This window comes from Allobosea lathyri (assembly GCF_900108245.1).
In the GTDB taxonomy this organism is placed as follows: Bacteria; Pseudomonadota; Alphaproteobacteria; order Rhizobiales; family Beijerinckiaceae; genus Allobosea; species Allobosea lathyri.
On record NZ_FNUY01000001.1, the window covers coordinates 110603 to 133908 of the forward strand.

Sequence of the window (23306 nt, forward strand, 5' to 3'; positions counted from 1 at the left end):
GATGCGTTCTCCGAAAGGCTGGTCTCAGCAGGGCTCCCGCGCCGCCTTGAGCGGCGTGCGGGCAACAGGGCGATCGATCGATCTGGTCTCTACCGCTTGGCGCTCCAAAATCCCGGCGGACGCGGCGCGGCCCGATCTCGCATGCGAAAGCCGCGAGGCTCTGTCCGTGCTCTGGTCGCACAAGCGTCGCGTTGTGTACGCGCAGCTATAACGTAGGCGGGCGCCCGCCGGATGTCACGGGCGCGGGGGCCGGTATTCGGGAATGGCGGTCATGCGGACAAAGCTGCGCCTGATCCGAGAAGGAGCTGGTCCGGCTCAGGCAGCGTGTCGGTCCCAGCTCGGAAACGGGTCTTCCAGCGAGAGCAACGACTTCGTCAGGCCGGTTGCGGGGCTGCCCGTCAGGCAGGCATCGAGCGCGGCACGGATAGCGGCCTCGTCCATCTCCGCGCCGCCGATGAAGACGAGCTCCTGGCGACGGTCGCCCCAGATCTGCGACCAATGTTTGCGCATCAGCGAGCCGAACTCCTCCGAACGCGGCCACCGTTCTTTCGGCACGGCGGCCCACCAGCTCCCGAGACCTTCGGTGCGCGTGATCCGCCCGGCCAGCGAGTACTCGCCGACCCAGTGCGGCCGCGTCGCCAGCCAGAAATGGCCCTTGGCGCGAATGACTCCGGCAAGGCGTATCGCCAGCAGGTCGTGCAGCTTGCGCGGATGGAACGGCCGCCTGGCCCGGTAGACGAAGGAGCGGATGCCGTACTCCTCGGTTTCCGGCACATGGTCGCGGAAGCCGAACAGCTCCTTGTGCCAGAGCGGGTGCTCCTGCGCCTTTTCCTCGTTGAAAAGCCCGGTATTCAGCAACTGGTCCAGCTGCACGCGCCCATGGTCGGCCTCGACGATGCGGGCGTCGGCATTGAGGCCGCGCACCACCTGCCGAACCTTCTCGCGCTCCCCGGCAGTGACGTCGGTGGCTTTGTTGATGACGACGACATCGGCGAACTCGATCTGCTCGACCAGCAGATCGACCAGCGTGCGCTGATCGCCTTCACCTGCCGTCGCGCCGCGATCGTCAAGGAAATCGCGGCTGTCATAGTCCGCGAGAAGATTGATGGCGTCGACGACCGTCACCATCGTGTCGAGCCGGGCGACGTCGTCGAGGCAAAGATCGTCCTCGTCGCGGAAGGAGAAGGTCGCGGCGATCGGCAGGGGCTCGGCGATGCCGGTGCCCTCGATCAGCAGGTAGTCGAACTTCCCTTCGGCCGCGAGGCGGCGCACCTCGATGAGCAGGTCGTCGCGCAAGGTGCAGCAGATGCAGCCATTGCTCATCTCGACGAGCCGCTCCTCGGTTTTCGACAGATCCGCTCCGCCTTCGCGGACGAGGTCGGCATCGATATTCACCTCGCTCATGTCGTTGATGATGACGGCGACGCGCTTGCCTTCGCGGTTATTCAGGATGTGGTTGAGTAGCGTCGTCTTTCCGGCGCCGAGGAAGCCGGAGAGAACCGTAACCGGCAGGCGGCGGTCGGTCAGAAGCGGGGATCGGGTCATGTGAAGTCCGGATGGGTTTGATGATCGTAATTGTTACAGTATAACATTACAAATATGTCAACCGCCTTCCCCAAGTCGTTCTGTGGGCATGTCGCGGTGAGATCGGCCGCGCAACCGGTCGCGGCAGCAAAAAACCCGCCCCCCGGAATCAACCGGGAAGCGGGCTCTGTGGCCTGAAACGCCAGGCGGGCTAAGCCTTGGGTCTAGATGCCCCCGGTGGGCTCGGTCGCCAATACAGCCTTCGCATCGGTCGTGCCGGTTTTGGCCTCGCGCGGCTCGCGCCAGGCGACGAGCCGATAGAACATCGGGATGAAGAAGGTCGCGATGAAGGTCGCCGCCAGCATGCCGCCGATCACGCCCGTGCCGATCGAGTGCCGGCTGGCCGAGCCGGCGCCGCTGCTGATCGCAAGCGGCACGACGCCGAGGATGAAGGCGAGCGACGTCATCACGATCGGCCGGAAGCGCAGCCGGGCCGCCTCCACGGCGGCATCGAGCGCGCTCATGCCCTCCTGCCGCATCAGCACGGCGAACTCCACGATCAGGATGGCGTTCTTGGCCGCGAGGCCGATCAGCGTCACCATGCCGATCTGGAAATAGACGTCGTTCGTCAGGCCACGGGCCCAGATCGCCACCAGTGCCCCGCATATGGCGAAGGGAACGGCCAGGATGACGGCCAGCGGCAGGCTCCATTTCTCGTATTGCGCGGCGAGGATCAGGAACACCATGATGATGCCGAAGATCATCGCCTGGGCGCCTGAGCCGCTTGTCGCCAGTTCCTGATAGGCCGAGCCGGTCCAGGCGATCTGGAAGCCCTGTGGCAGGACCTCCCGGCCGATCTCCTGCATGGCCGCGATCGCGGCGCCCGAAGTGTATCCGGGGGCCGGATTGCCCATCACCTTGGCTGCCGCGAAGGCGTTGAAGCGCTCGAACAGGTCAGGGCCGACCACGCGCTCGGCTTTGATCAGCGTGTCGAGCGGCACCATTTTGTTGTTGGTCGAGCGGACGAAGACCTGCTTGAGGTCTTTCGGAGCCTGACGGAAGGCGGCTTCCGACTGCAGGTTGACGCGGTAATTGCGCCCATACAGCGTGAAATCATTGACATAGAGGCTGCCGAACGTGCTCTGCATCGTCTCGAAGACCGAGTTGATGGGCACACCGAGCGCCTTGGCCATGTCGCGGTTGAGATCGAGCCGGTATTGCGGGATATTGGTGTCGAACGTCGTGCGCACGCCCGCCAGTTCCGGCCGTTTCGACGCCGCTTCGACCAGCTGGCTGGTGGCCGTGGCGAGCGACTGGATGCCGCCTCCGGTGCGGTCCTGAACGTAGAACTCGAAGCCGCCGGTGGTGCTCAGGCCGCTGATCGGCGGCGGGTTGAAGAACAGCACCATCGCGTCCTTGATGCCGGCATTCATCGCCATGAACGTGCCCGTCAAGTTGCGGGCATCGAGGGCGGGCGTGGTGCGCTGGCTCCAGTCCTTCAGCGTGACGAAGGTCGTGGCGGCATTCGTCTTCTCGCCTCCCGAGAGCAGATCGAAGCCCGAAATCGCAAAGACGTTCTCGACGGCTGGATGCCGGCCGATATTGGCCGCGGCCTCGTCCATCACCGCGATGGTGCGGTTGAGCGAGGCGGCCGCGGGCAGGATCGCCACGCCGAATACGACACCCTGGTCCTCATCGGGGACCAGCGATCCCGGGATTTTCTGGAACAGGAAACCGGTGCTCGCGAGAAGGCCTGCAAAGAGCAGCAGGCCGATGGCGAAGCGCTTGGCCATGAAGCCGACGCCGCGGACATAGCCATGCGTCAGCCTGTCGAAGAAGCGGTTGAAGATCCGGAAGGGCAAAGCGGGCTCATGATGCCCCGGCTTCAGGATCAGCGCGCACAAGGCCGGCGTCAGCGTGAGTGCAACGATGCCGGAAATCGTCACCGAGACCGCGATCGTGATCGCGAATTGCTGGTACATCGCGCCGGCCAACCCGCCCATGAACGAGACGGGGACGAAGACGGCGCAGAGCACGAGCACGATGGCGATCACCGGGCCGGTCACCTCGCTCATCGCCTTGATCGAGGCTTCGCGCGGCGGAAGATGCTCGGTCACCATAATCCGCTCGACATTCTCCAGGACCACGATCGCGTCGTCCACGACGATGCCGATCGCCAGCACGAGGCCGAACAGGGTCAGGAGGTTGATCGAGAAGCCCAGCAGATACATCCCCGCGAAGGTGCCGATGATCGAGATCGGCACGGCGATGACCGGGATGATGGTGGCCCGGACATTCTGCAGGAACAGGAAGACGACGAGGATCACCAGGACGATGGCTTCGATGAAGGTCTTGACTACCTCCTGGATCGAGACCTCGATGAACTTCGTGGTGTCGTAGGGAATGTCGTAGGTCATCCCCTCCGGGAAGGTCATCTTGAGCTCGTCGAGGCGGCTGCGCAGGGCCTTCATGGTATTCAGCGCGTTGGCGCCGGTCTGGAGATAGACCGCGATCGGGATCGCCGGCTTGCCGTTGAGCTTGCTGTCGACGGTGTAGCTGGCCGAGCCGAGCTCGACGCGCGCGACATCCTTGATCCTGAGCGTGGCCGCGTTCAGATCCGAGCGCAGGATGATGTTGCCGAACGCCTCGGCATCGGGCAGGCGCCCCTGGGTCGTCGCCGAATAGGTGAAGGGCGTGGTCGGGTCGTTGGGCTCGTCGCCGAAGCGGCCGGCCGCGAACTGCGCGTTCTGCTCGCGAATGGCGATGGCGACATCGGTCGTGGTGAGGCCGTATCTGGCGAGCTTGTCTGGGCTCAGCCAGATCCGCATCGAATAGTCGCGCTGGCCGAAGAGCGAGGCATCGCCGACGCCGGGGATGCGCTTGAGGTCGTCGATGACGTTGAGCAGCGCGTAATTGCCGACATAGGTCGAATCGTAGCGGCCGTCCTGCGAATACATCGCGACGAGGCCCAGGATCGAAGCCGAGCGCTGGCTGACCACGACGCCGAGGCGGGTGACCTCCTGGGGCAACGTCGGCGTCGCCCGCTGCACGCGGTTGTTGACGTCGATCGTCGCCTGGTCGGGGTCGGTCCCCTGGGCGAAGGTCACGGTCAGCGTCATCTGGCCGCTGCTGGCGTTCGAGGACTGCATGTAGAGCATGCCCTTGACGCCGTTGATCTGCTGCTCCAGCGGAGCAGCCACTGTCTGCGCGATCGTTTCGGCGCTGGCGCCGGGATAGGTCGCCGTGACGATGATCTGCGGCGGCGTCAGCTCCGGATACTGGGCGATTGGCAGGGCGCGCATCGCGACGATGCCGGCCAGCACGATGATGATCGAAATGACCGCTGCGAAGACGGGCCTGTCGATGAAGAAGCGGTTCATGGCTTGGCCGTTTCGGCCGGCTTCATGCTGACCGTGACCGGTGCGCCGGGATGGACCTTGATGATCCCTTCCGTGATCAGCTTATCCCCGGGTTTCAGTCCCGATTTGACGATCCAGCCGGATGGTAGTTCGCGCCCCAGCTCGATTGGTCGGAGCTCGGCCTTGCCCGCGCTGTCGACGGTATAGACGAATTGCCCCTGTGCGCCCTGGGACACCGCGACATGCGGGACGACGATGGTGTTGTCGAGATAGAAGCCCGAGACGACCGCACGCACGAATTGGCCGGGCAGAAGAAGGCCCTTCGGGTTCGCCACGACGGCGCGCAGGCGAAGCGTGCCGGTCTCAGCGTCGAGCCCGGCCGAAGCGAAGTCGATGGTGCCGGTCTGCGGATAAACCTGGCCATCGCCGAAGACGACCTGGACCTTCAGGACCTCGCCCGCACGGTCCCAGACGCCTTGCGCTTCAAGCAGAGTGCGAGCCTGCGCGATCTCGTTCTCGCTGGCGGAAAAGATGACATAGACGGGGTCGCGCTGCGTGATCTTCGTCAGGAGCCCGGCATCGCCGGTGATACCGATCAGGCTGCCTTCGGGCACCTGTTCCAGGCTGGTGACGCCGCTGATCGGCGCCTTCACCTTGGTATATCCGAGATTCAGTTCGGCCAGGTTCACATCCGCCTCGGCGATGGAAACCGCGGCGGCGGCGAGTTCCTTGGCCGACAGGGCGTCGTCGCGGGCCTTGTCGGTGCCCGAGCCGGTCGCCGCCAGCCGCGTATAGCGCTCGGCGTCCCGGCTGGCCTGCGCAAGCTGCGCCTGCGCCTGCTGCAACTGCGCCCGCGCCTTCACGAGCTCCGCCTCGTAGCGCTTGGGGTCGATCTCGAAGAGCGTGTCGCCCGCCTTGACCAGCGCGCCCTCGACGAAATCCCGCTTCAGCAGGATGCCGCCGACTTGCGCCCGGACCTGCACCTCCCGCGAGGCCTCGACGCGCGCTGCATATTCAAAGCTCAGCGGAACCTTGCCGGCCTTGACCTCCACGACCGTCACTTGCGGGGGAGGCGCTGCGCGAGGAGCCTGCGCCTGCGCCCCGCCCGCTGCACCGAAAATCTGGCAGGCGAGGGCGATGCCCAGGAGAGTGGGACGCCGCCGTGGTTCGATCGCTGTCATCGGTCGCGTGCTCCTGCGGGGTAGGCAACGTGAAGGCCGGTCGTAGAACTTCGCCCGGATCAAGGGTGGTCTTTCATAACTGTGGCATGGCTTGATGACGATAGGAGGTTCGATCGAGATCGTCGCGGACTCCGCCGGAAACGCTGAAGACGCGTTCTACAGTTGCGACTGGATCGGCAGGAGCCCAACCGCGAAGGCAAGCAGGCGGCGGGGAAGGCTCGCCTCGGGGTCGCGGTCGAACTGTCGCGCCTGACTGTCCTCCAGGCTGTTCCAGCGTAGCGAGCCCTTCCTGAGCGACAGGCCATAGCTGGCCTGCGGCGCCGTATCCAACTCGAACAGCCTGTGCATCTCGGCGGCGAGCGCCGGCTGCTCGAAGAGCACGCCCATTTCGGTGTTGAGCGATGCCGAGCGCGGATCGAAATTGAAGGAGCCGATGAAACCGCATTGCCGGTCGATCGTGAAGGCTTTGGTGTGCAGGCTCGCACCGCTTGAGCCGAACACCGAAATCTCCTGCCGGTGCGCATAGGGTTGAAGCTCGTAAAGGCGCACGCCCGCCTTTAGCAAGGCCTCCCGATAATGCGCGTAGGCACCGTGGACCGCCGCGACATCCGTTGCCGCCAGCGAGTTGGTGAGAACAGCGACATCGACCCCTCGGCTGACCATCCCGGCAAGCCGCGCCGTGCCTTCGTCGCCGGGGATGAAGTAGGGCGAGATGATCTCCAGCACGTGCTTGCTCTCGGCGATGACGGGGGTCAGCTCCGCCATCAACCAATTCTCCGGCTTCCCGCCGACCGCCTTTTCGGGCGGGTCCGAGATGACCTTCGCCTCGCTCGACCAGTGGATCTTGCCGGTAAGATCGATCATGTCCGACATCGACATGCGCTCATGGACCCGTGCGATATAGGGTTTCGCCAGGGCGCCGTTGGCGAGCGTAGCCAGGGTTCGCCGCAGTCGCTTCAGATTGGGCTTGCGCAGGGTCGCCAGCGCGCCGATCGGGATGACGACATCGCTGTTCCAGAACGCGTCGAAGATCACCTCGGTCTGGCGCACTCCCGCACCGAGAAGCAGGACGTCGAGATCGCGGAAATTCGAGGTTCTCGCCGCGGCGAAATACTCGTTGCCGATATTGCGCCCGCCGATGACGGCCAGCCGGCCATCGGCGATCCACGCCTTGTTGTGCATCCGGCGCGTGACCGAGAAGGCGCGCAGCGCCATCTCGATGCCGCGTCGCAGCCCGCTTTGCCGGGCGCGGCTCGGATTGAACAGTCGCACCGAGATGTTCGGGTGGTCGTCGAGGGCGAGATAGGTCGCGTCGAGGCCGCGCGTGTTGATGTCATCCACCAGCACCCGCACCCGCACGCCACGGTCGGCCGCCTGGAGCACCTCATATGAAAGGAGCTGTCCCGTGAGGTCTTTCTTCCAGATGTAATACATCAGGTCGAGGCTGCGGCCGGCGCTGCGCGCTGCCAGAGCCCGCGCGGCAAAAGCGTCGAGATTATCCGCTATCAGCGCGAGCCCGCTCTCATTGTCCCGCCCTGTCACAAGCTGGGACGAGGCCCTATCGATCAGGGTCTCGCCCTCGGCTACCGGCAAGGCGCTGGACGGCTTGCCCTTGGCACGCCTGGCGAAATGGCCAAAGGAATAGGTCGCCAGGAAGGACGCCAGGGCAAACAGGCCGGCAAAGGTGGAAATGATCAGGAACAATCGCATCATGCTGGTCTGTTAAGCCGGATGCCGTTGAAGAAGCTGTCCAGCGGGTCTCCTCGTAGTCTGCCATATTGGGCGCGTCGCGATTGCGGGTGCGGCGGGCCTATTCCGGTATCGGGGTATTTCTGAGAGCGATGGCGAAAATCACCATGGCGATGCCGTGGAATGTCAGGTCCATCGCCAGCAGCAGCCCGATGAACCAGCGGCTGTTGAGCGGCCAGCCGGCGAGCACGAACACGCCGACGAAAAGCGTGATCGCGCCGGCCACGAGCAGCCAGCTCGCGAATTTCGTCGGCCGAAGCGACAGGCCTGCGAGAATGCGCAGCAGGCCGACGACGAGCAGGCTGATTGCCAGCAGCAATGTCAGGAACGAGGACGCCAGCAGCGGATTTACGAAGGCAAGAACACCGGCCAGCGCATAGACCAGTCCGATCATCAGCCAGGACAGGAAGGATCGCCAACCCCGCAGCTGGAAGGCGTGGGCGATTTGCAGGATGCCGGCGACCAGCATGCTTGCGCCGACATAGTAGATCGACGCCACGGTCGCGATGACGACGTTGAAAAAGGCGAGCAGTCCAAGAGCGACGATCGAGAAACCGAACGCCAGCAGGATGCCCCATTTGCCACGCAGCAGCGCGAGGTCCTGCCTCGTGAAAACGCCGCCCAGGGTCATCGCCATCATTGTTTCTCCGCCGAGCCGTTGTCGCCGAGTTTTCTGGCGCCGAAGCCCGGCCGCCCTCACTGAACCATAATCGAACCGGATTACAATCGTTCCGGCGTCCCTCTCCGGATCGCCGTACTGGACTCCACTGCCGGTCCGGATCTAGGCGGGACCGGGAACCGCAGCCCGGCTGCGGTGTTCGCCCTATGCGGCGCGGCACCCTGTACCCTTCCGGCGCCGCGATGAGTAGACTATGGAAGCGACAACCGCCGGAGATGCGTCCCCCATGCTTCGAAAACACCGTGACACGGGGGCTCTCAAGACCCTCGGTCCGCTGATGGCTTCGAAACTGCGACAGCGGCGAAAGGCCTATGCCAACGGCGATGCCCGCGAGGACGACGTGACGGCGCTCGTTGCCTCCTACAACATCCACAAATGCGTGGGTCTCGACCGGCGGTTCAACCCCGAGCGGATCATGGCGGTGATCAGCGAGATCGGTGCGGATGTGATCGCGCTGCAGGAGGTCGACCAGCGCTTCGGCGCGCGCGCAGGCCTGCTCGATCTCGAAGCATTGGAACGCGACAGCGGATTGTGCCCGGTCCCGCTGGACGGCACGCGCAACAACCATGGCTGGCGCGGCAATCTCGTGCTCGTGCGCAACGGGACGGTGGATGGTGTGCGCCAGATCGTCCTGCCCGGTGCGGAGCCGCGCGGCGCGCTCGTCGTCGATGTGACGCTGGCCGCGGGACCGCTGCGGATCATCGCTGCCCATCTGGGGCTGCTGCGCCGCTCGCGAGCGCGCCAGATCAGGGCCATTCTAGCCGCGGCCGAGACGGAGGATGGCAGGCCCGCCGTTCTGATGGGCGATCTGAACGAATGGCGTCTGGGCAAGCGCTCGTCCCTGCAGGCGCTTGACCCGACCTTCGGTCCGTTGGGCGCGACGGTCGCGAGTTTCCCGTCGCGCTTTCCGGTCTGGTCGCTCGACCGGATCCTCGCCAATCCACATGATCTGGTTTCGCGCATCGACGTGCACAACTCGCCGCTGGCGCAGGTCGCCTCCGATCATCTGCCGATCAAGGCGGTTCTCAGGCTGGCACAGACCGAGCGACCCGAACGCGAGGGCGCCGAAATGGCCTCCGCCGCCTAGAGCATCGGCCCGAAAAGTGGAACGCGGTTTTTCGGAAAAAGTCGATGCAAAATCAAAGGCCTACAGCATCGGGCCTAATACAATATTCGGTCCGATGCTGTAGGCAGGGCCATTCCGGCCGCGATTGCGCCCCTCAGGCCGCGTGCTTCTTCACCCAGGCGAGGTAGGCGTTCATCCAGCCCTGCAGGAAGGCTTTGCTGCCTTCGCCGATATCGCCGGCTTCCGTGAACAGCTTGTCATTGGCCTGGAGGAAAGCTTCCGGCTGCCCCAGCGTCGGCACGTCAAGATAGGCCAGCACATTGCGAAGATGCTGCTGCGAGAGGGCGGTGCCGATGGCGCCGACGGAGACGCCGAGAACGCCGGCCGGCTTTCCGGCAAAGGCGCTTTGGCCGTAAGGCCGCGAGGCATGGTCGATCGCATTCTTCAGCACGCCGGGAATTGAGCGGTTGTACTCGGCGGTGACGAAAAGGAGCCCCTGCGAACCCGCGATCTCGGCCTTCAGGCGCTTGACCGCGGGAGCCTGATTGGCGTCGTCATCCTGATTGTAGAGAGGCAGATCGCCGATCTCCAGCTGGGTGAAAGAGAACTCCGGCGGCGCCAGTTTGGCGATCGCGGTTGCGAGCTTGCGATTGAAGGAGTCGCGTCGGAGGCTGCCGACAATGACGGCGATCTTGTAGCTGGCCATAACCATGTCCCATCAGGAAGATTGGATCGTCCGCGCAGAGTAGAGCGTTTTCAAGCGAGGTGGCTACCGGTTTGCACTTCAGCTTCAGGCATGGTGGCAGGCGACCAGGGCACCGTCCGGCCTGACAGTCAGCTCCGGGCGTTCAGCCGTGCAGACCGCCGTTGCTGCCGGGCAGCGCGTATGGAAGGCGCAGCCGGAAGGGACGTTCGACGGGCTCGGCAGTTCGCCGCTCAGCATGCTGCGCGTCTTGGCGCGTTGCGCCACCGGGTCGGGCTCCAGCACCGAGGCCATCAGCGCGCGGGTGTAGTAGTGCCTGGGATTGGAGAACAGCGTATCGCGCGAAGCCAACTCCACGATCCGGCCGAGATACATCACCGCGACGCGGTCGCAGATATGGCGGACGACTGCCAGGTCGTGGGAGACGAAGAGATAGGACACGCCCATGCGCCGCTGCAGGTCGACCAGCAGATTGAGAATCTGGGCGCGCACGGAGACGTCGAGCGCTGAGACCGGCTCGTCGCACACCACCAGCGCCGGCTCCAGCGCAAGCGCGCGGGCTATCACGACGCGCTGGCGCTGTCCGCCCGAGAACTGATGCGGATAACGGGCGGCATGCTCGGCCTTGAGCCCGACCTGCTCGAGCAGATTGGCGACCCTGTCCTTAAGCGCCTGGCCCCTGGCAATGCCGTGCACCGCCAGGGGCTCGGCAATGGCGGAGCCGATCGTCGCGCGCGGGTTGAGCGAGAGCGCCGGGTCCTGGAAGATCATCTGGACATTGCGGCGCACCACGCGCAGCAGCGCCGTATTGGCGCCCGCGATCTCCTGGCCCTGGATCCTGATACTGCCGCGTGTCGGGCGCAGCAGGCCGACGATGGCGTTCGACAGGGTCGACTTGCCACAGCCGGATTCGCCGACCAGCCCGACGGTCTCGCCGGGCGCGACGCTGAGGTCGATGCCATCCACGGCGCGCACCGGCGAAGGCAACGGCTTGAACAGGCTGGCGCGCGCGCCGAAATGCACCGCGACATCGTTCAGTTCGAGGACAGGCGTCACCCCGTTCATGCTGCGGCTCTCGCGATCTCGGACACCCTGTCGGCATGCCAGCAGGCGGAGAAATGCCCGGGCCGGTGCGCGAGCAGGGGAGGTGTATCGATCCGGCAACGCCCGTCGGCGAGGGGACAACGCTCGTTGAAGCGGCAACCCGGCCCGAAGCGCTCGGGCGAGGGCACGCTGCCATCGATCGTCGCAAGCCGCTCCTTGGGGGAGACGTCGAGGCGCGGCACGCTGGCGAGCAACAGTGCGGTGTAGGGGTGTGAGGGCTGCGCGAAGATGTCGTCGACGGGGCCGATCTCGGCGATGCGGCCGGCATACATCACCGCGACCCGATCGGCGATATCGGCGACCACGCCCATGTCATGGGTGATCAGCACGATGCCGGTGCCACGCTCTGCGACCAGCTGTTTCATCAGGTCGAGGATCTGCGCCTGGATGGTCACGTCCAGCGCCGTGGTTGGTTCGTCGGCGATCAGGATGTCGGGCCCGCAGATCAGCGCGATGGCGATCATCACACGCTGGCACATGCCGCCCGATAGCTCGAACGGATACTGCGTCAGGCGCCTGTCCGGATCGGGAATGCCGACCGAGACCAGCATGGCGCGCGCCTTGGCCAGCGCCTCGCGCCGGCTGACCTTGTGGTGCAGGCGATAGGCCTCGGCGATCTGCGAGCCGATGGTGGCGAGCGGATCGAGTGATGCGGTCGGTTCCTGGAAGATGATCGAGAGCTTGCTGCCGCGCAGGCGCCGCAGTTCCCGCTCCGACAAGGATGCGAGGTCAAGCCCGTCGAGGAGGATATGCCCTTGCGTGACCTCGGCGGCATCCGGCAACAGGCCGAGCAGAGCGAATGCGGTCAGCGACTTGCCGCAGCCGGATTCGCCAACCAGCGCCATGACCTCGCCACCACCAACGGAGAAGGACACGCCATCCACCACCGACGCCCCGGCGATATCGATGCTGAGATCCTCGACCGTCAGGCCCGCCATGCCCTGCTGCCTCATCGCGCGAAGGTTCCCGCCGTCATACTCTTGCAATGCCCTTGGCCTGACCGAGTTCGCCGCCCTCGAAGGTGCCGATCGAGTTGCCGCCATCGACGCTCAGCACCGCGCCAGTGATGAAGCTCGCTCTATCCGAGCAGAGATAGGCGATCGCTTGCGGCGCATCATCAGGACCGCTGGTGCGCCCGAGCGGGATGCGCGCGGTCATGCGCTCGATATAATCGGGGCTCAACGCGCTGACCTCGCTGCCCGGCGCAAAGCCGGGTTCGACCGCGTTGACGCGGATGCCATGGCCAGCGAGTTCCAGCGCAAAGCCCTTGGTCAGCCGCTCCAGCGCGGTCTTGGAGGTGCAATAGGGCACCGAGCCGTTGCGCATCTGGCGCGAGGCGCCCGAGGAGATGTTGACGATCGCGCCCTTGCGCCCCTCCGCGACCATCAGCTTGGCCATCTCGCGGGTAACGAGGAAGGGCGCCCGAAGATTGACCCCGAAGATCAGGTCCCACTCGGCGGCCGACATCTCCAGCAGCGAGAATTTCGGGTAGAGACCGGCATTGTTGACGACGATGTCGGGCGCTCCCCAGGCGGTTTTGAGCGTCGCCGCGAGATCGAGGATCGACGCTTCGTCGGTGAGTTCGGTCCTGTGCAGGAGCACGCGCGCCGGATCGAGCTTGAGTTCGGCAGCCAGCGCGTCGAGCGCCTCCTGCCGGTTGTCGGAGAGGCAGAGCTTTGCGCCCTCGCGGGCAAAATGCGCGGCGATCCAGCGCCCGAAAATGCCTGCGGCTCCGGTGATGACGACGGTCTTGTCCGAGAATTCCATGATGACCTCAGCGCGAGCGCGAACGGGGGTCGAGCTTGTCGCGCAACCAGTCCCCGAGAACGTTGACGGAAAAAACGAGCAGGAAGAGGCAGGCGCCGGGAAAGGCGACGATCCACCAGGCGCGTTCCACATATTGCCGGCCGACGCTCATGATCGAGCCCCAGCTCGGTGCCGGCGGCTGGATGCCCAGTCCCAGAAAAGACAATCCGGCTTCGAACAGGATCATCAGGCCGAATTCCGCCGTCGCCACCACCAGCAGCGGCCCGGCGATGTTGGGCAGCACATGCCGGAACAGGATGCGCAGCGTGCGCGCTCCGGCCAGTTCCGCCGCCTTGATATAGGGCAGGTTGGCGACCTGCAGCGTCTGCGCATAGGCGACGCGGGTGTAGCGCGGCCAACGCGTCAGCGCGAGAACGAGGATCAGCTTGAGGAAGCCCGGGCCGAGCACCGCGACCGTGAGCACCGCAAGCAGAACGGCGGGGATCGACAGCATGATATCGACGAAGCGCATGATCAGCGTCTCGACCCAGCCGCGAAACCAGGCTGCCGCCATTCCCAGCGATACGCCGACGACGGTGGAGACCACTACCGAGAGAAAGGCCACCGCGATCGAGATCTGCGAGCCATAGAGGATGCGTGACAGCAGATCGCGGCCGAGATCGTCGGTGCCCAGCAGATAGAGCTGGCCTGCCGACGATACCGAGCCCGGCGGCTTGAGCCGCATCAGCAGGGTCTGGCGCGTCGGGTCGGCAGGCGCGATCCAGGGCGCGAGCAAGGCAAGCCCGACGATGAGGACGAGGATCGCGGCGACGATGATGATCGCCAGCGGCACGGCAGGCTGGACGCGGCGCGTCTTGCGCCGTGGCGTTGCCGCGCCCGGTGCGGGGAGCGCGCTCATGAGGCCAGCCTGATGCGCGGGTCGAGCAGCGCATAGACGAGGTCGGCGAGCAGGCTGGTCAAGACGTAGACGATCGAGATCAGCAGCACGATCACCTGCACGACCAGGAAATCGCGCGACTGGATCGATTGGATCGCAAGCTGGCCGATGCCGGGCCAGGCGAAAACGGTCTCGACGATGACAGCACCGGCCAGGAGATTGCCGATCTCGAGCGCTGCGACCGTCACCACCGGGATCGCGGCATTGCGCAGGACATGCCGCTCCACCGCGCCAGCCTTCGAGAGCCCGCGCGCCCGGGCTGCCCGCACATAGTCCTTGCCGAGTTCGTCGATGATGGCGATGCGAGCCATCCGGGCGAAGGTCGACATCGAGAGCGCGCCCAGCGCGATCGAGGGCAGGATCAGGGCGCGGATATCGCCGGCCCCCGATGTCGGAAGCCAGCCCAGCACCACGCCGAAGACGATGATCAGCAGCATGCCCGACAGGAAGGTCGGCAGGCTCTGGCCCGTCAGAGCCAGTGCCGACAAACAGCGCTCCAGCCAGCCGCCGCGCCAGACCGCCATGGCGATGCCTGCGGGCAGGCCGACGAAGAGCGCCACCGCGAGCGCGCCGAGCGCCAGCATCACGGTATAGGGCACGCGCGAGGCGACGATATCGATAGCAGGTATCCGCTGCACCACCGAGATGCCGAAGTCGAAACGACCGAGCGACTGCAGGTAGTCGAGATACTGGATGACGACCGGGCGGTCGAAGCCGAGTTGCTTGCGTAGCGCGTCGACCGCCTCCTGCGTCGAGCCTTCCGGCACCAGCAGCAAGGTCGGATCGCCTGAAAAGCGCATCACGATGAACACGATCGTGAGTACGCCGAGAACCGCGATGGCGGCCTGGACCAGGCGCCCTGCCGCATAGCGCAGCATCAGCTAAAGCCTTTCCATCCGCGGACGCGACATCAACGCTTCCAATTCATGTCCATGACGAACAGGGACTCGTTGGAGGTCGGCTGCCATTGCAGCTCCTTGCGCGCGCCATAGCTGGCGAAGGCCTGGTAGAGGCCAAGCCCCGGCACGTCCTGGCGCAGCACTTCGTAGGCGCTCTTGTAGGCGGCCATGCGCTTGGCCTCGTCGAGCGTGCTGCGCGCGGCGTCGGCTGCCGTATCGAAGGCCGGATTGGAATATTTCGACCAGGTGCTGCCGGTGCGGAACAGCGGGAAGATGATGCCGTCGGCATCCTGGCAGGCGCAGGACCAGACGCCGATGGCGAGCTGGCCGGCTTCCGCGGGCGTGCCCTGGCGGCGGCGCAGGAAGGTGGCGTGGTCGAGCATCACCACATTCACCTTGAGGCCGACATCGTTGACCATCTGCTGGATCGCCTCGACGATCCGGCGATCATAGGCCGGCGAGGTCAGGAAGGTGAGCTCCGCCCCCTCGGCCTTGGCCTCCTTGACCAGAGCCTTCGCCTTGGCGGGATCGTAGCCATAGCCGGCAATATCGGCCTGATAGCCGAAGATCGGGTCGGCGCCGATGCTGTTGACGGGTTTGCCGAGGCCTTGGAGCAGCGCATCGATGATACCCTGCTTGTCGACGGCATAGGCGATCGCCTGCCTCACCTTGAGATCGGTTGTCGGCCCGGCCTGAGCGTTGATGAACATGTAGCCGACGCGCTCGGTCGGAACGGTCAGGACGTTGAGCGCCGGCTCCTTCTTCAGGGCGATGGCCTCGTCGGGCGGCAGCAGGCGCACGAGATCGGCTCGCCCGGTCTTGAGATCGGCGATGCGGGTCGAAACGTCGGGGACGGCCCGGAAGACCACGGTCTTGAAGGGCGGCTTGCCGCGCCAGTAGGTATCGACCGCATCGACCGTCGCCTGGACGCCCTTTTGCCATTCGCGCAGCTTGTAGGGGCCGCTGCCGACGGGCTTCAGGTTGAACTCCTGATCGCCGACGCGCTCGACATAGGCTTTCGGCACGATCGAAAGCTTGACCAGCTGCGCGAGCAGGACCGGGTAGGGCGACTGCGTGGTCAGCACGACCTTGCCGGGGCCTTCCGCCTTGGCGTCGACGATCTGGTTGAACTGGCTGAGCTGCGAGCTCTTGAGATCGGGATTGGTGATGCGCTTGACGCTGAAGACGACATCGTCGGCGGTCAGGGCGGTGCCATCATGGAACTTGACGTCCGTGCGCAGGTCGAACTCGACATGGGTGTCGTCGAGCGTGCGCCAGGCGGTCGCGATCTGCGGCACGATCTTGCCGCTGGCATCGCGGGTCACGAGATTGTCGAAGATGTTGCGGTAGACGCCGTAGCTGTCGGCATCCCATTGCAGATGCGGATCGAGGGTGGCGGCGTCGTTTGGCGCGTCGATGGTGAGGACGTCCTTCGTCGCTTGGGCGGCGGCGGGCGCGATCAGGCAGGCCAGGATGGCCGCTGCCAGGGATAGTCGTTTCATGTCGTCCCTCCTCGTCCGTTATGCGGTGCTCGAAATCTAGCTCTTTGTTTTTGCATCGGCTTTTTCCGAAAACCGCATTCCACTTTTCGGGCCGATGCTCTAGCGCTGCGGCCATCCCGCCTCGGTGGCGCAGTAGGCCGCGATCTCGGCATGGGTGGCGAACCAGACCGATCCCTTGGCCTTGGCCGCGCGAATGATCTCGTCGAGTATCCAGATGCGCGAGCGATGGCCGCTATGGTGCGGGTGCATTGTCAGCTGGAACAGCCCGCCCTCCTCGAACGCCACATCGAGTTCGCGCCGGAAAATGTCGAACACCATCTCCGGCCCGCCATAAGGCCGCAGCGACATGGCGCGGTCCATGTTGAAATACACGGCGTCGTCGCGGATCCATTCGACCGGAAGTTCGACGATGCCGGTGGCCTCGCCGCCATCGAGCAGTTCGTAGGGCTCGTCATCGGCCATCAGCGAGGAATCGTAGAGCAGCCCCATCTCGCGGACGATCTTCAGCGTCCACGGGCTGAAATCCCAGGAGGCCGTGCGCATGCCGACGGGCAGCTGGCCGCTCAGGCTTTGCAAGGTATCGCGGGCGCGAAAGGTCAGGTCGCGCTCGGTGTCATGGTCGAGCCGCGAATTGCTCTCATGGATCCAGCTGTGGATGCCGACCTCGTGCCCGGCCTCGCTGACGGCCTTGATCTCGGCCTCGTTCAGCATGGCCGCCACCGCCGGCATGAAGAACGTCGCGGGCACGCCGTGGCGGGCGAGCAGCTTCAGGATGCGCGGCATGCCGGCGCGTGCGCCGTACTGGCCCTGGCTGATCCGCGAATAGGATTTGCCGCCATTGCGCAATTCGATCGTCTCGTGGTCGCTGTCAAATGACAACGCGACCGCACAGGTGGCCCCGTCCTTCCACCGCGCCGGCTTGAGCGAGCGCCCGGCCCGGACATGATTGACGATGCCGCGCCAGGTTTCCTCGGGCCAGGTCCAGGGATTGCCGTCGGCGGATGCGGGAGCGTTCATCGTCGGCCTGTCAGCAATTGTAGTGGAAGCCGTCGACCGTGAAGGTCTGGCCGGTGATGAAGCACGGTTCGGAGGTCGCGAGGAAGACCACGAGCTGAGCGATGTCGTCGGGGCTGCCGAGCCGGCGCAGCGCGATGTCGCGGGCGGCGATCTCCGGGCCGCGGGCGCGCGTCACGGCATTGCCGAGCTCGGTCTCAATCAGGCCGGGGCAGATCGCGTTGACATGGATGGCGGGCCCGAGCTCCTTGGCGAGCGAGCGCGTCATGCCGAGGATGCCAGCCTTGGCCGAAGCATAGGCGAAGCGGCTGACAGCCGCCGTGACACCGCCGGACAGTGCATTGAGCGAGGACATCGAGGCGATGCGGCCAGCGCCCTGTTCCAGCATCAGCGGCGCAACGGCACGGACATAGTTGAAGCAGCTCTTGAGGTTGATCGCGAGCGTGCGGTCGAACTCCTCCTCGGTGATCTCCAGGATGCCTTTCGGCATCGCCTTGCCGGCATTGTTCAGCAGGAAATCGATGCGGCCGAATTCCGCCTTCGCGGCGTCCGCGACCTCCTGCGCCCGCCCGAAGGAGGCCACATCGGCCTCGAAGATCGCGACCTTGCGGCCGGACTCGCGGATTTCGCCGGCAGTGCGCTCCATCTCGGGCAGCAGCAGGTCGACCAGGACGATGTCATGGCCCGCCGCCGCCAGTGCCCGGGCGCAGGCCCGGCCGATGCCACGTGCGCCACCTGTCACCAAAGCGACCTTGCCTGTGCCTGCTGCGCTCACGATAGGCCCCTTGTCTTTTCGGTTGAAGGGGAGGCTAGCCCTGCCTATGCTGTTCAGCAATACGAATGTGGTTCAGATATATGAATCTCGAAGTGAAGTCCGCCGCCCGGGTTCTCGAGCTCTTGGAGTTTCTCGCAGGCTGCTCTGAGCCTGTGATGCTCAAGGACATTTCGCGCGAACTCGGTTTTCCAAAAAGCAGCGCGCATGCCCTGGCGCAGACGCTGGTTTCGCGCGGCTACGCGATCCAGGATTCGACCGAACGCTATGTGCTGGTGCATGGCAGTCGCCATGGCTCGGCCCAGCGCGCCCGCGAAGCGCGGCTGCTCTCGGCGGCGCATCCGGTCATGGAGCGGCTGCGCGAAAGCTCAGGCGAGACGGTGATCATCAGCGTGCGTACCGGTCGCGGCGAGGTGCGCAGGCTGGCGAAATGCGTCAGCCGGCAGGTGGTGCGCTTCGATGTCGCCCTCGATGCGCCCAGCGAGGCCTATTGCACCGCAACCGGCCGCATCCTGCTGGCCTATTGGGACCCAGCCTCGGTCGAGACCTATCTGACGCGCAAGCAACTGGTCGCCTATTCGGCGATGACAGTGACCGACATCGAGGAACTCCGGCAGATCCTCGTGCAGGTGCGCGAACAGGGCTTTGCGGTGAACGATCAGGAATATGTAATTGGCTCTACCGGCATCGCGGCCCCGGTGCGCGACCGCGAGGGTGTGGTGGTCGCGGCGCTGAACCTTGGCACCTTGACGAGCCGGTTCCATGAGCGCCGCGCGGAGATCATCGAAGCGGTCAAGGCCAGCGCGGCCCAGATCAGCCGGCGCATCGGCTTCAGCGCCGGATAGCCTTAGTCCGGAGCCCCTGCCCATCCCGGACCGCTGCGTCTCGCTGTCCCGCTGCGCCGTGGCGTCAAAAAGGGATTAGTCCGTATGCGAGTACCGACCTCCTCCGGCGGTTCGGTATATTTCCTGCTCCATGGAGTGGGAACGTCAACGTGCGTCCGGAGCCAGCAACAGCCTTCAAGGAGATGCCGGCTTCCCAGCCGCCGGTCCCCTTTGGCCGGGACACGTCTAGCCAAGACACGTTTGGCCAAGACTCGCTTGGCCAGCATATCGCCACTTCAAGCCAGGGCATGTGCAGTGCAGACCACGCGATCTCGGTGGAGATTGCGACGCCGGACCGGTTTATCGCGATGGAGCGGGAGTGGCGGGATCTGACGAGCCGCGCGCTCGAACCCAACATCTTCATGGAGCCCAGCCTGGTCGCCGCGGCCGCGCGATCGGACGATGCCGTCATCCATGTTCTGCTCGTCTGGGGCAGGACGAGGCCGGCCACTCCGCTTTGTCTCGTCGGTGTGTGGGCGTTCGCCTGCCGGCGTCCGTCGTCGAGATTGCCGCTCACGGTGTTGAAATCCCCGGTGCACGATCACGCCTATCTCGGCATCCCCGTGCTCGATGCCGATCGCGGTGCCGATGCGTTGACGGCGATGCTCGATGCGATCGCGCGGGAGCCGTCATTCCCCAAAATGCTGGAGGTGGGGAGCTTCGACGCAGATGGGCCAGTGGCGGCACTCCTCGCGGACGCTCTGGCCAGCCGAGGTTCGCAGCATCTGCGCCTCGAGCCTCGGCTGAGGCCGCGACTGAGGCTGGGCGACAGCGGGGCAGAAGCCGCCCCGCTTTCTGCCAGCCGCGCCAAGGCATTGCGACGGAGGCGAAAGCATCTCGACAAGCAGGGGCCGGTGACCCTGACCCGCCATCGTGATCCGGAGGGTGTTCGCACGGCGCTGGAGGAGTTCCTGATTCTCGAAGCGTCGGGCTGGAAGGGCAGGGCCAGCCAGCGCGGCCGGGCGATCCTGCGCATTCCATCGCTCGACAGCTTTTTCCGCTCGGCAGTCGCGGGACTGGCGGCTCGTGGGCAGCTTGAGATCAGCGCGCTACGGAGCGATGGCCGGCCAGTCGCGATGCAGATGACGGTTCGCTCCGGCGCGACGGCGTTCACCTGGAAATCGGCCTATGACGAAGCACTGAAGGACTGCTCTCCCGGGATCATCCTGCTTCAGGAGGTGACGGCATCCCTGCTATCCGAGCCGGGCCTGCGCAGCGTCGATTCCTGCAGCCACAGCGACGAGAGCTACATGGCCGAGTTCTGGAGCGGGCGTAAGCCTGTTCTGGATTTGGTGATGGATGTGAGACGGGGAACGACGGCTGCCTTCCTGCTCCTCAGTTCCGCCGAGCACGTGCGCCGACAACTCCAGTTTGAAGCCCGGCGCATGCGTCGGGTGCTGCAATCCGCCCAAAGGACGGCCTCGTCCGCCTGCAGCTCGATCCTGTCCGCATGTGCGCGACAGGTGCACGGAATTGCGGCGAAGGTCATGCAATTGCGCAGAGGCTCCGCCAGTCCCCATGCGCCTGGCGAGGAGGTCGTGCGATCCGCCGCAGTCGACCGGCGAGAGGGAGGGCGTGGCCGATGACGACGATCTCGAAGCTTCGCGACTCCCTCGGCAACACGCCTTCAAGCCGCGACGCCGTCGCCACCTATGAAGGGTCGGTAATGGCCGCCACATCGCCATTGGAGGACATCCGCATCGAAGTGGCCGATGCCGCGCGTTTCGCCTCGATCGTCGATGCCTGGATGTCGCTGGCGGCGCGGACGGGCATCCCCAACGTCTTCATGGACCCGGCGGCGGCGCTCGCCGTTGCCGAAGCCTGGCCGCGTCCTGTGAAAATCCTGCTCGGTTGGGGCGAAACGGGCGAACGGGATACCTCGCCTCGGCTCATCGGCGTATGGATGCTCATCGAGGGCCGTCCGCGCCTGGCCTGGCCCTATCGGGCGCTGGTCAGCCCGACCTGCAGCCTCGCCTATCTAGGCACGCCCGTGCTCGATCCCGATCATGCCCGCACGGTTCTCGCCGCGATGTTCGCCCGCATCAGGGAAACGCCGGGCCTACCGAAACTCCTGCAGGCCGGGGACATGTCCGATAATGCGCCGCTGATGGGCGCGCTCAAATCGGCGCTGGCCGAGGGCTCCGGTGCCTGGGCATCCGTCGAACGGCGCACGCGTGCGAAACTCGCAACGCAGCTCGATCCAAAGCTCTATTGGGCCAACTCGATGTCGGCGCGCGGCCGCCAGGGCTTTGCGCGCAAGAGGCGCCAACTCGCCAAACTCGGTCGTTTGGAATTTTCGTCCGTCGACGAGCCCGATGCGGTACGCGCCGGCCTGGAAGAGTTTCTGGTTCTCGAGGCGTCCGGTTGGAAGGCCGCGCGGCAGAGTGCGCTGGCCTCCGATACGGCCACCGCGCGCTTCACGCGGCGCATGGTGAGCGGCCTGGCCGCGCGCCGTCTGGCCGCCATTCAGTCTCTTCGCCTGGACGGCCAGCCCGTCGCGATGTGGATCATCCTGTATTCCGGCTCGGGCGCTTTCACCTGGAGAACGGCCTATGACGAGAACTATCGGCGGTTCTCGCCAGGCGTGCTCATTCTCGAGGACAGCACGGAGCACCTGCTGTCGAATCCCTTGGTCGCGTCGACCGATTCCTGCAACCATCGCGATACCGGCTACCAGGCCGAGCGCTGGGCGGAGCGGCATGACGTCGTTGACCTCCTGATCGATGTCGGCCCGGCGCGCCCGCTGCGTCTGGCGTTGCTGGCATCGAGGGAACGTGCCTTTCGCCGCTGCAAGGACATGGCGCGGCATGGCTATCATCTGGTTTGCCGCATCAAGGCTGGATTGACGTCCCGTCTGCGTGGGCAGGGGGCGCAAGCCTCCGGGGGCGGGGAGTGACGTCATGGAGGCCACGGCGCGCCAGGCTGACATCGTGATCGTCGGGGCCGGCCTGGCGGGTTCAAGCGCTGCCGTGATGCTGGGCCGCACCGATCACGAGATCGTCCTTGTCGATCCCCATCCGGGCTGCCGCCCCGATTTCAGATGCGAGAAGTTCGATCCCTCGCAGATCCGCCTGCTGCGCCGCATGGGCCTTGCCGGGCTGGTATTGCCGCTTGCGACGCGCAGCCGTGAATTATGGGTCGCGCGCTTCGGCCGTCTGATCGACAGGATGCCGGTCGATCAATACGGCATCCTCTACCAGGATCTCGTGAATGCGGTCCGCGCGGGCGTGCCCGATCAGGTGGCGCAACTGTCTGGAACGGTCGCGGCCATCGAGCCCGGCGACAACCGCCAGATCGTGACGCTCCTGAACGGCGACAGGATCGATGCCCGTCTGGTGGTGCTGGCGAACGGGCTGAACTGGGCCTTGCGACGCTCGCTCGGCATCACCTGCGAGATGCTGAGCCCGGCGCATTCCACCACGATCGGCTTCGATATCGCGCCATTGGACCGCAGCCGCTTCCCCTTTGAGTCGCTGACCTATTACGGCGAACATCCGGGGGACCGCACCGCCTATCTCACGCTGTTCAGGCTAGGCCAGGGCATGCGCGCCAATCTCATGACCTATCGGGCGGCGGACGATCCGTGGCTGCGGGATTTTCGCGACGATCCGGAGGCAACGCTCCAGCGGTTGATGCCGGGCCTGGCCGCTCTCATCGGGCGGTTCAGCATCGCGCCCTCCATTCGCGTGAGACCGGCCGATCTCTACGCTGCCGGCCATGTCGAGCGGCCCGGCATCGTCCTCGTCGGCGACGCATTTGCCACGTCCTGTCCGGCCGCGGGAACGGGAACCAACAAGGTCCTGACCGATGTTGAGCGTCTTTGTGCCGTTCACGTTCCACGATGGCTGGCGACCCCCGGCATGGACCAGCGGAAGATAGCCAGCTTCTACGCGGACCCGGAGAAGCAGGCGGCGGACCTGCATTCGCTCCATGCGGCCTATGAACTGAAGTCGCTGTCGATCGCGGAGGGACTCATTTGGCGCATGCGGCGCGCAGGGCGATTCTGGGGTCGGCTGCTCAAGGGCCTGCTGCGGCGCAGCCTGGCCTGGCCAGGTGCGAGCCCGACGACCGCGGATGGCATCGGGCAGGGCGATGCTGCCCGGCTCCGCAAGTGATGCCGCAAGTGACGCCGCAAGTGAATCCGCAACTGACGCCGCACCGGACAA

19 protein-coding genes are annotated in these 23306 nt (G+C 65.4%); 5 read left to right on the forward strand and 14 right to left on the reverse strand.

Annotated features, from left to right (window positions below; genetic code table 11):
• Positions 1-315 precede the first annotated feature (315 nt).
• The 5 genes from C4S73_RS00475 to C4S73_RS00495 form a co-directional block, all read right to left on the reverse strand.
• Positions 316-1545, reverse strand: coding sequence for a GTP-binding protein (locus C4S73_RS00475; RefSeq protein ID WP_103870519.1), 1230 nt, complete (start codon positions 1543-1545; stop codon positions 316-318).
• A 203-nt stretch (positions 1546-1748) separates the two neighbouring features.
• Complete coding sequence (locus C4S73_RS00480; RefSeq protein ID WP_103870520.1) at positions 1749-4904, reverse strand: efflux RND transporter permease subunit; 3156 nt, start codon at positions 4902-4904, stop codon at positions 1749-1751.
• Positions 4901-6064, reverse strand: coding sequence for an efflux RND transporter periplasmic adaptor subunit (locus C4S73_RS00485; protein WP_103870521.1), 1164 nt, complete (start codon positions 6062-6064; stop codon positions 4901-4903). Before C4S73_RS00485 ends, C4S73_RS00480 begins: the two co-directional genes overlap by 4 nt.
• A 156-nt stretch (positions 6065-6220) precedes the next feature.
• Positions 6221-7777: a phospholipase D family protein gene (locus C4S73_RS00490; RefSeq protein ID WP_103870522.1), complete on the reverse strand. Its 1557-nt coding sequence runs from the start codon at positions 7775-7777 to the stop codon at positions 6221-6223.
• A 97-nt stretch (positions 7778-7874) separates the two neighbouring features.
• Positions 7875-8450, reverse strand: coding sequence for an HdeD family acid-resistance protein (locus C4S73_RS00495; RefSeq protein ID WP_103870523.1), 576 nt, complete (start codon positions 8448-8450; stop codon positions 7875-7877).
• Between the two features lie 319 nt (positions 8451-8769).
• On the opposite strand from C4S73_RS00495, the gene C4S73_RS00500 reads away from it, so the two are divergent.
• Positions 8770-9579 (forward strand): endonuclease/exonuclease/phosphatase family protein, encoded by an 810-nt coding sequence (locus tag C4S73_RS00500; protein ID WP_103870524.1) that lies wholly within the window; start codon positions 8770-8772, stop codon positions 9577-9579.
• 133 nt (positions 9580-9712) lie between these two features.
• Here C4S73_RS00500 and C4S73_RS00505 read toward each other — a convergent pair whose 3' ends face one another.
• The 9 genes from C4S73_RS00505 to C4S73_RS00545 all read right to left on the reverse strand — a co-directional run bounded on the left by C4S73_RS00505 (position 9713) and on the right by C4S73_RS00545 (position 18259).
• Positions 9713-10264: an NADPH-dependent FMN reductase gene (locus C4S73_RS00505; RefSeq protein WP_103870525.1), complete on the reverse strand. Its 552-nt coding sequence runs from the start codon at positions 10262-10264 to the stop codon at positions 9713-9715.
• Positions 10265-10348: 84 nt separating this feature from the next.
• Positions 10349-11326, reverse strand: coding sequence for an ABC transporter ATP-binding protein (locus C4S73_RS00510; RefSeq protein WP_103870526.1), 978 nt, complete (start codon positions 11324-11326; stop codon positions 10349-10351).
• A complete protein-coding gene (locus C4S73_RS00515; RefSeq protein ID WP_200827883.1) occupies positions 11323-12318 on the reverse strand; it encodes an ABC transporter ATP-binding protein in 996 nt (331 codons plus the stop codon). Before C4S73_RS00515 ends, C4S73_RS00510 begins: the two co-directional genes overlap by 4 nt.
• A 19-nt stretch (positions 12319-12337) precedes the next feature.
• Positions 12338-13132, reverse strand: coding sequence for an SDR family NAD(P)-dependent oxidoreductase (locus C4S73_RS00520; protein ID WP_103870527.1), 795 nt, complete (start codon positions 13130-13132; stop codon positions 12338-12340).
• A gap of 7 nt (positions 13133-13139) precedes the next feature.
• Positions 13140-14030, reverse strand: coding sequence for an ABC transporter permease (locus tag C4S73_RS00525; RefSeq protein ID WP_103870528.1), 891 nt, complete (start codon positions 14028-14030; stop codon positions 13140-13142).
• Complete coding sequence (locus tag C4S73_RS00530; protein WP_103870529.1) at positions 14027-14947, reverse strand: ABC transporter permease; 921 nt, start codon at positions 14945-14947, stop codon at positions 14027-14029. The genes C4S73_RS00525 and C4S73_RS00530 overlap by 4 nt, the downstream gene beginning before the upstream one ends.
• 32 nt (positions 14948-14979) lie before the next feature.
• Positions 14980-16470, reverse strand: a complete 1491-nt coding sequence (locus C4S73_RS00535; protein WP_103870530.1) for an ABC transporter substrate-binding protein — start codon at positions 16468-16470, stop codon at positions 14980-14982.
• A 99-nt stretch (positions 16471-16569) separates the two neighbouring features.
• Positions 16570-17487 (reverse strand): polysaccharide deacetylase family protein, encoded by a 918-nt coding sequence (locus tag C4S73_RS00540; RefSeq protein WP_103870531.1) that lies wholly within the window; start codon positions 17485-17487, stop codon positions 16570-16572.
• 10 nt (positions 17488-17497) lie between these two features.
• The gene (locus tag C4S73_RS00545; RefSeq protein ID WP_103870532.1) at positions 17498-18259 is read right to left on the reverse strand and encodes an SDR family NAD(P)-dependent oxidoreductase; all 762 of its coding nucleotides are present in this window, start codon (positions 18257-18259) and stop codon (positions 17498-17500) included.
• Between the two features lie 80 nt (positions 18260-18339).
• Here C4S73_RS00545 and C4S73_RS00550 point away from each other — a divergent pair, with 80 nt between their 5' ends.
• The 4 genes from C4S73_RS00550 (at position 18340) to C4S73_RS00565 (ending at position 23255) form a co-directional block, all read left to right on the forward strand.
• Positions 18340-19101 carry an IclR family transcriptional regulator gene (locus C4S73_RS00550; protein ID WP_103870533.1) on the forward strand — a complete coding sequence of 254 codons (762 nt, stop codon included), beginning with the start codon at positions 18340-18342 and terminating at the stop codon, positions 19099-19101.
• 182 nt (positions 19102-19283) lie between these two features.
• Positions 19284-20726 carry a GNAT family N-acetyltransferase gene (locus C4S73_RS00555; RefSeq protein WP_103870534.1) on the forward strand — a complete coding sequence of 481 codons (1443 nt, stop codon included), beginning with the start codon at positions 19284-19286 and terminating at the stop codon, positions 20724-20726.
• Positions 20723-22036: a GNAT family N-acetyltransferase gene (locus C4S73_RS00560; protein ID WP_160115625.1), complete on the forward strand. Its 1314-nt coding sequence runs from the start codon at positions 20723-20725 to the stop codon at positions 22034-22036. Before C4S73_RS00555 ends, C4S73_RS00560 begins: the two co-directional genes overlap by 4 nt.
• Before the next feature lie 4 nt (positions 22037-22040).
• Positions 22041-23255 (forward strand): FAD-dependent oxidoreductase, encoded by a 1215-nt coding sequence (locus C4S73_RS00565; RefSeq protein WP_103870536.1) that lies wholly within the window; start codon positions 22041-22043, stop codon positions 23253-23255.
• Positions 23256-23306: the final 51 nt, after the last annotated feature.

What these genes read in the sequence shown, in the direction of transcription:
- C4S73_RS00520 (WP_103870527.1), bottom strand. Translation starts at nt 13,132, where the DNA reads ATGGAATTCTCGGACAAGACCGTCGTCATCACCGGAGCCGCAGGCATT.
- C4S73_RS00555 (WP_103870534.1), top strand. Translation starts at nt 19,284, where the DNA reads ATGCCGGCTTCCCAGCCGCCGGTCCCCTTTGGCCGGGACACGTCTAGC.
- C4S73_RS00475 (WP_103870519.1), bottom strand. Translation starts at nt 1,545, where the DNA reads ATGACCCGATCCCCGCTTCTGACCGACCGCCGCCTGCCGGTTACGGTT.
- C4S73_RS00550 (WP_103870533.1), top strand. Translation starts at nt 18,340, where the DNA reads ATGAATCTCGAAGTGAAGTCCGCCGCCCGGGTTCTCGAGCTCTTGGAG.
- C4S73_RS00510 (WP_103870526.1), bottom strand. Translation starts at nt 11,326, where the DNA reads ATGAACGGGGTGACGCCTGTCCTCGAACTGAACGATGTCGCGGTGCAT.
- C4S73_RS00495 (WP_103870523.1), bottom strand. Translation starts at nt 8,450, where the DNA reads ATGGCGATGACCCTGGGCGGCGTTTTCACGAGGCAGGACCTCGCGCTG.
- C4S73_RS00560 (WP_160115625.1), top strand. Translation starts at nt 20,723, where the DNA reads ATGACGACGATCTCGAAGCTTCGCGACTCCCTCGGCAACACGCCTTCA.
- C4S73_RS00485 (WP_103870521.1), bottom strand. Translation starts at nt 6,064, where the DNA reads ATGACAGCGATCGAACCACGGCGGCGTCCCACTCTCCTGGGCATCGCC.
- C4S73_RS00525 (WP_103870528.1), bottom strand. Translation starts at nt 14,030, where the DNA reads ATGAGCGCGCTCCCCGCACCGGGCGCGGCAACGCCACGGCGCAAGACG.
- C4S73_RS00500 (WP_103870524.1), top strand. Translation starts at nt 8,770, where the DNA reads ATGGCTTCGAAACTGCGACAGCGGCGAAAGGCCTATGCCAACGGCGAT.
- C4S73_RS00505 (WP_103870525.1), bottom strand. Translation starts at nt 10,264, where the DNA reads ATGGCCAGCTACAAGATCGCCGTCATTGTCGGCAGCCTCCGACGCGAC.
- C4S73_RS00480 (WP_103870520.1), bottom strand. Translation starts at nt 4,904, where the DNA reads ATGAACCGCTTCTTCATCGACAGGCCCGTCTTCGCAGCGGTCATTTCG.
- C4S73_RS00490 (WP_103870522.1), bottom strand. Translation starts at nt 7,777, where the DNA reads ATGATGCGATTGTTCCTGATCATTTCCACCTTTGCCGGCCTGTTTGCC.
- C4S73_RS00540 (WP_103870531.1), bottom strand. Translation starts at nt 17,487, where the DNA reads ATGAACGCTCCCGCATCCGCCGACGGCAATCCCTGGACCTGGCCCGAG.
- C4S73_RS00530 (WP_103870529.1), bottom strand. Translation starts at nt 14,947, where the DNA reads ATGCTGCGCTATGCGGCAGGGCGCCTGGTCCAGGCCGCCATCGCGGTT.
- C4S73_RS00535 (WP_103870530.1), bottom strand. Translation starts at nt 16,470, where the DNA reads ATGAAACGACTATCCCTGGCAGCGGCCATCCTGGCCTGCCTGATCGCG.
- C4S73_RS00565 (WP_103870536.1), top strand. Translation starts at nt 22,041, where the DNA reads ATGGAGGCCACGGCGCGCCAGGCTGACATCGTGATCGTCGGGGCCGGC.
- C4S73_RS00515 (WP_200827883.1), bottom strand. Translation starts at nt 12,318, where the DNA reads ATGAGGCAGCAGGGCATGGCGGGCCTGACGGTCGAGGATCTCAGCATC.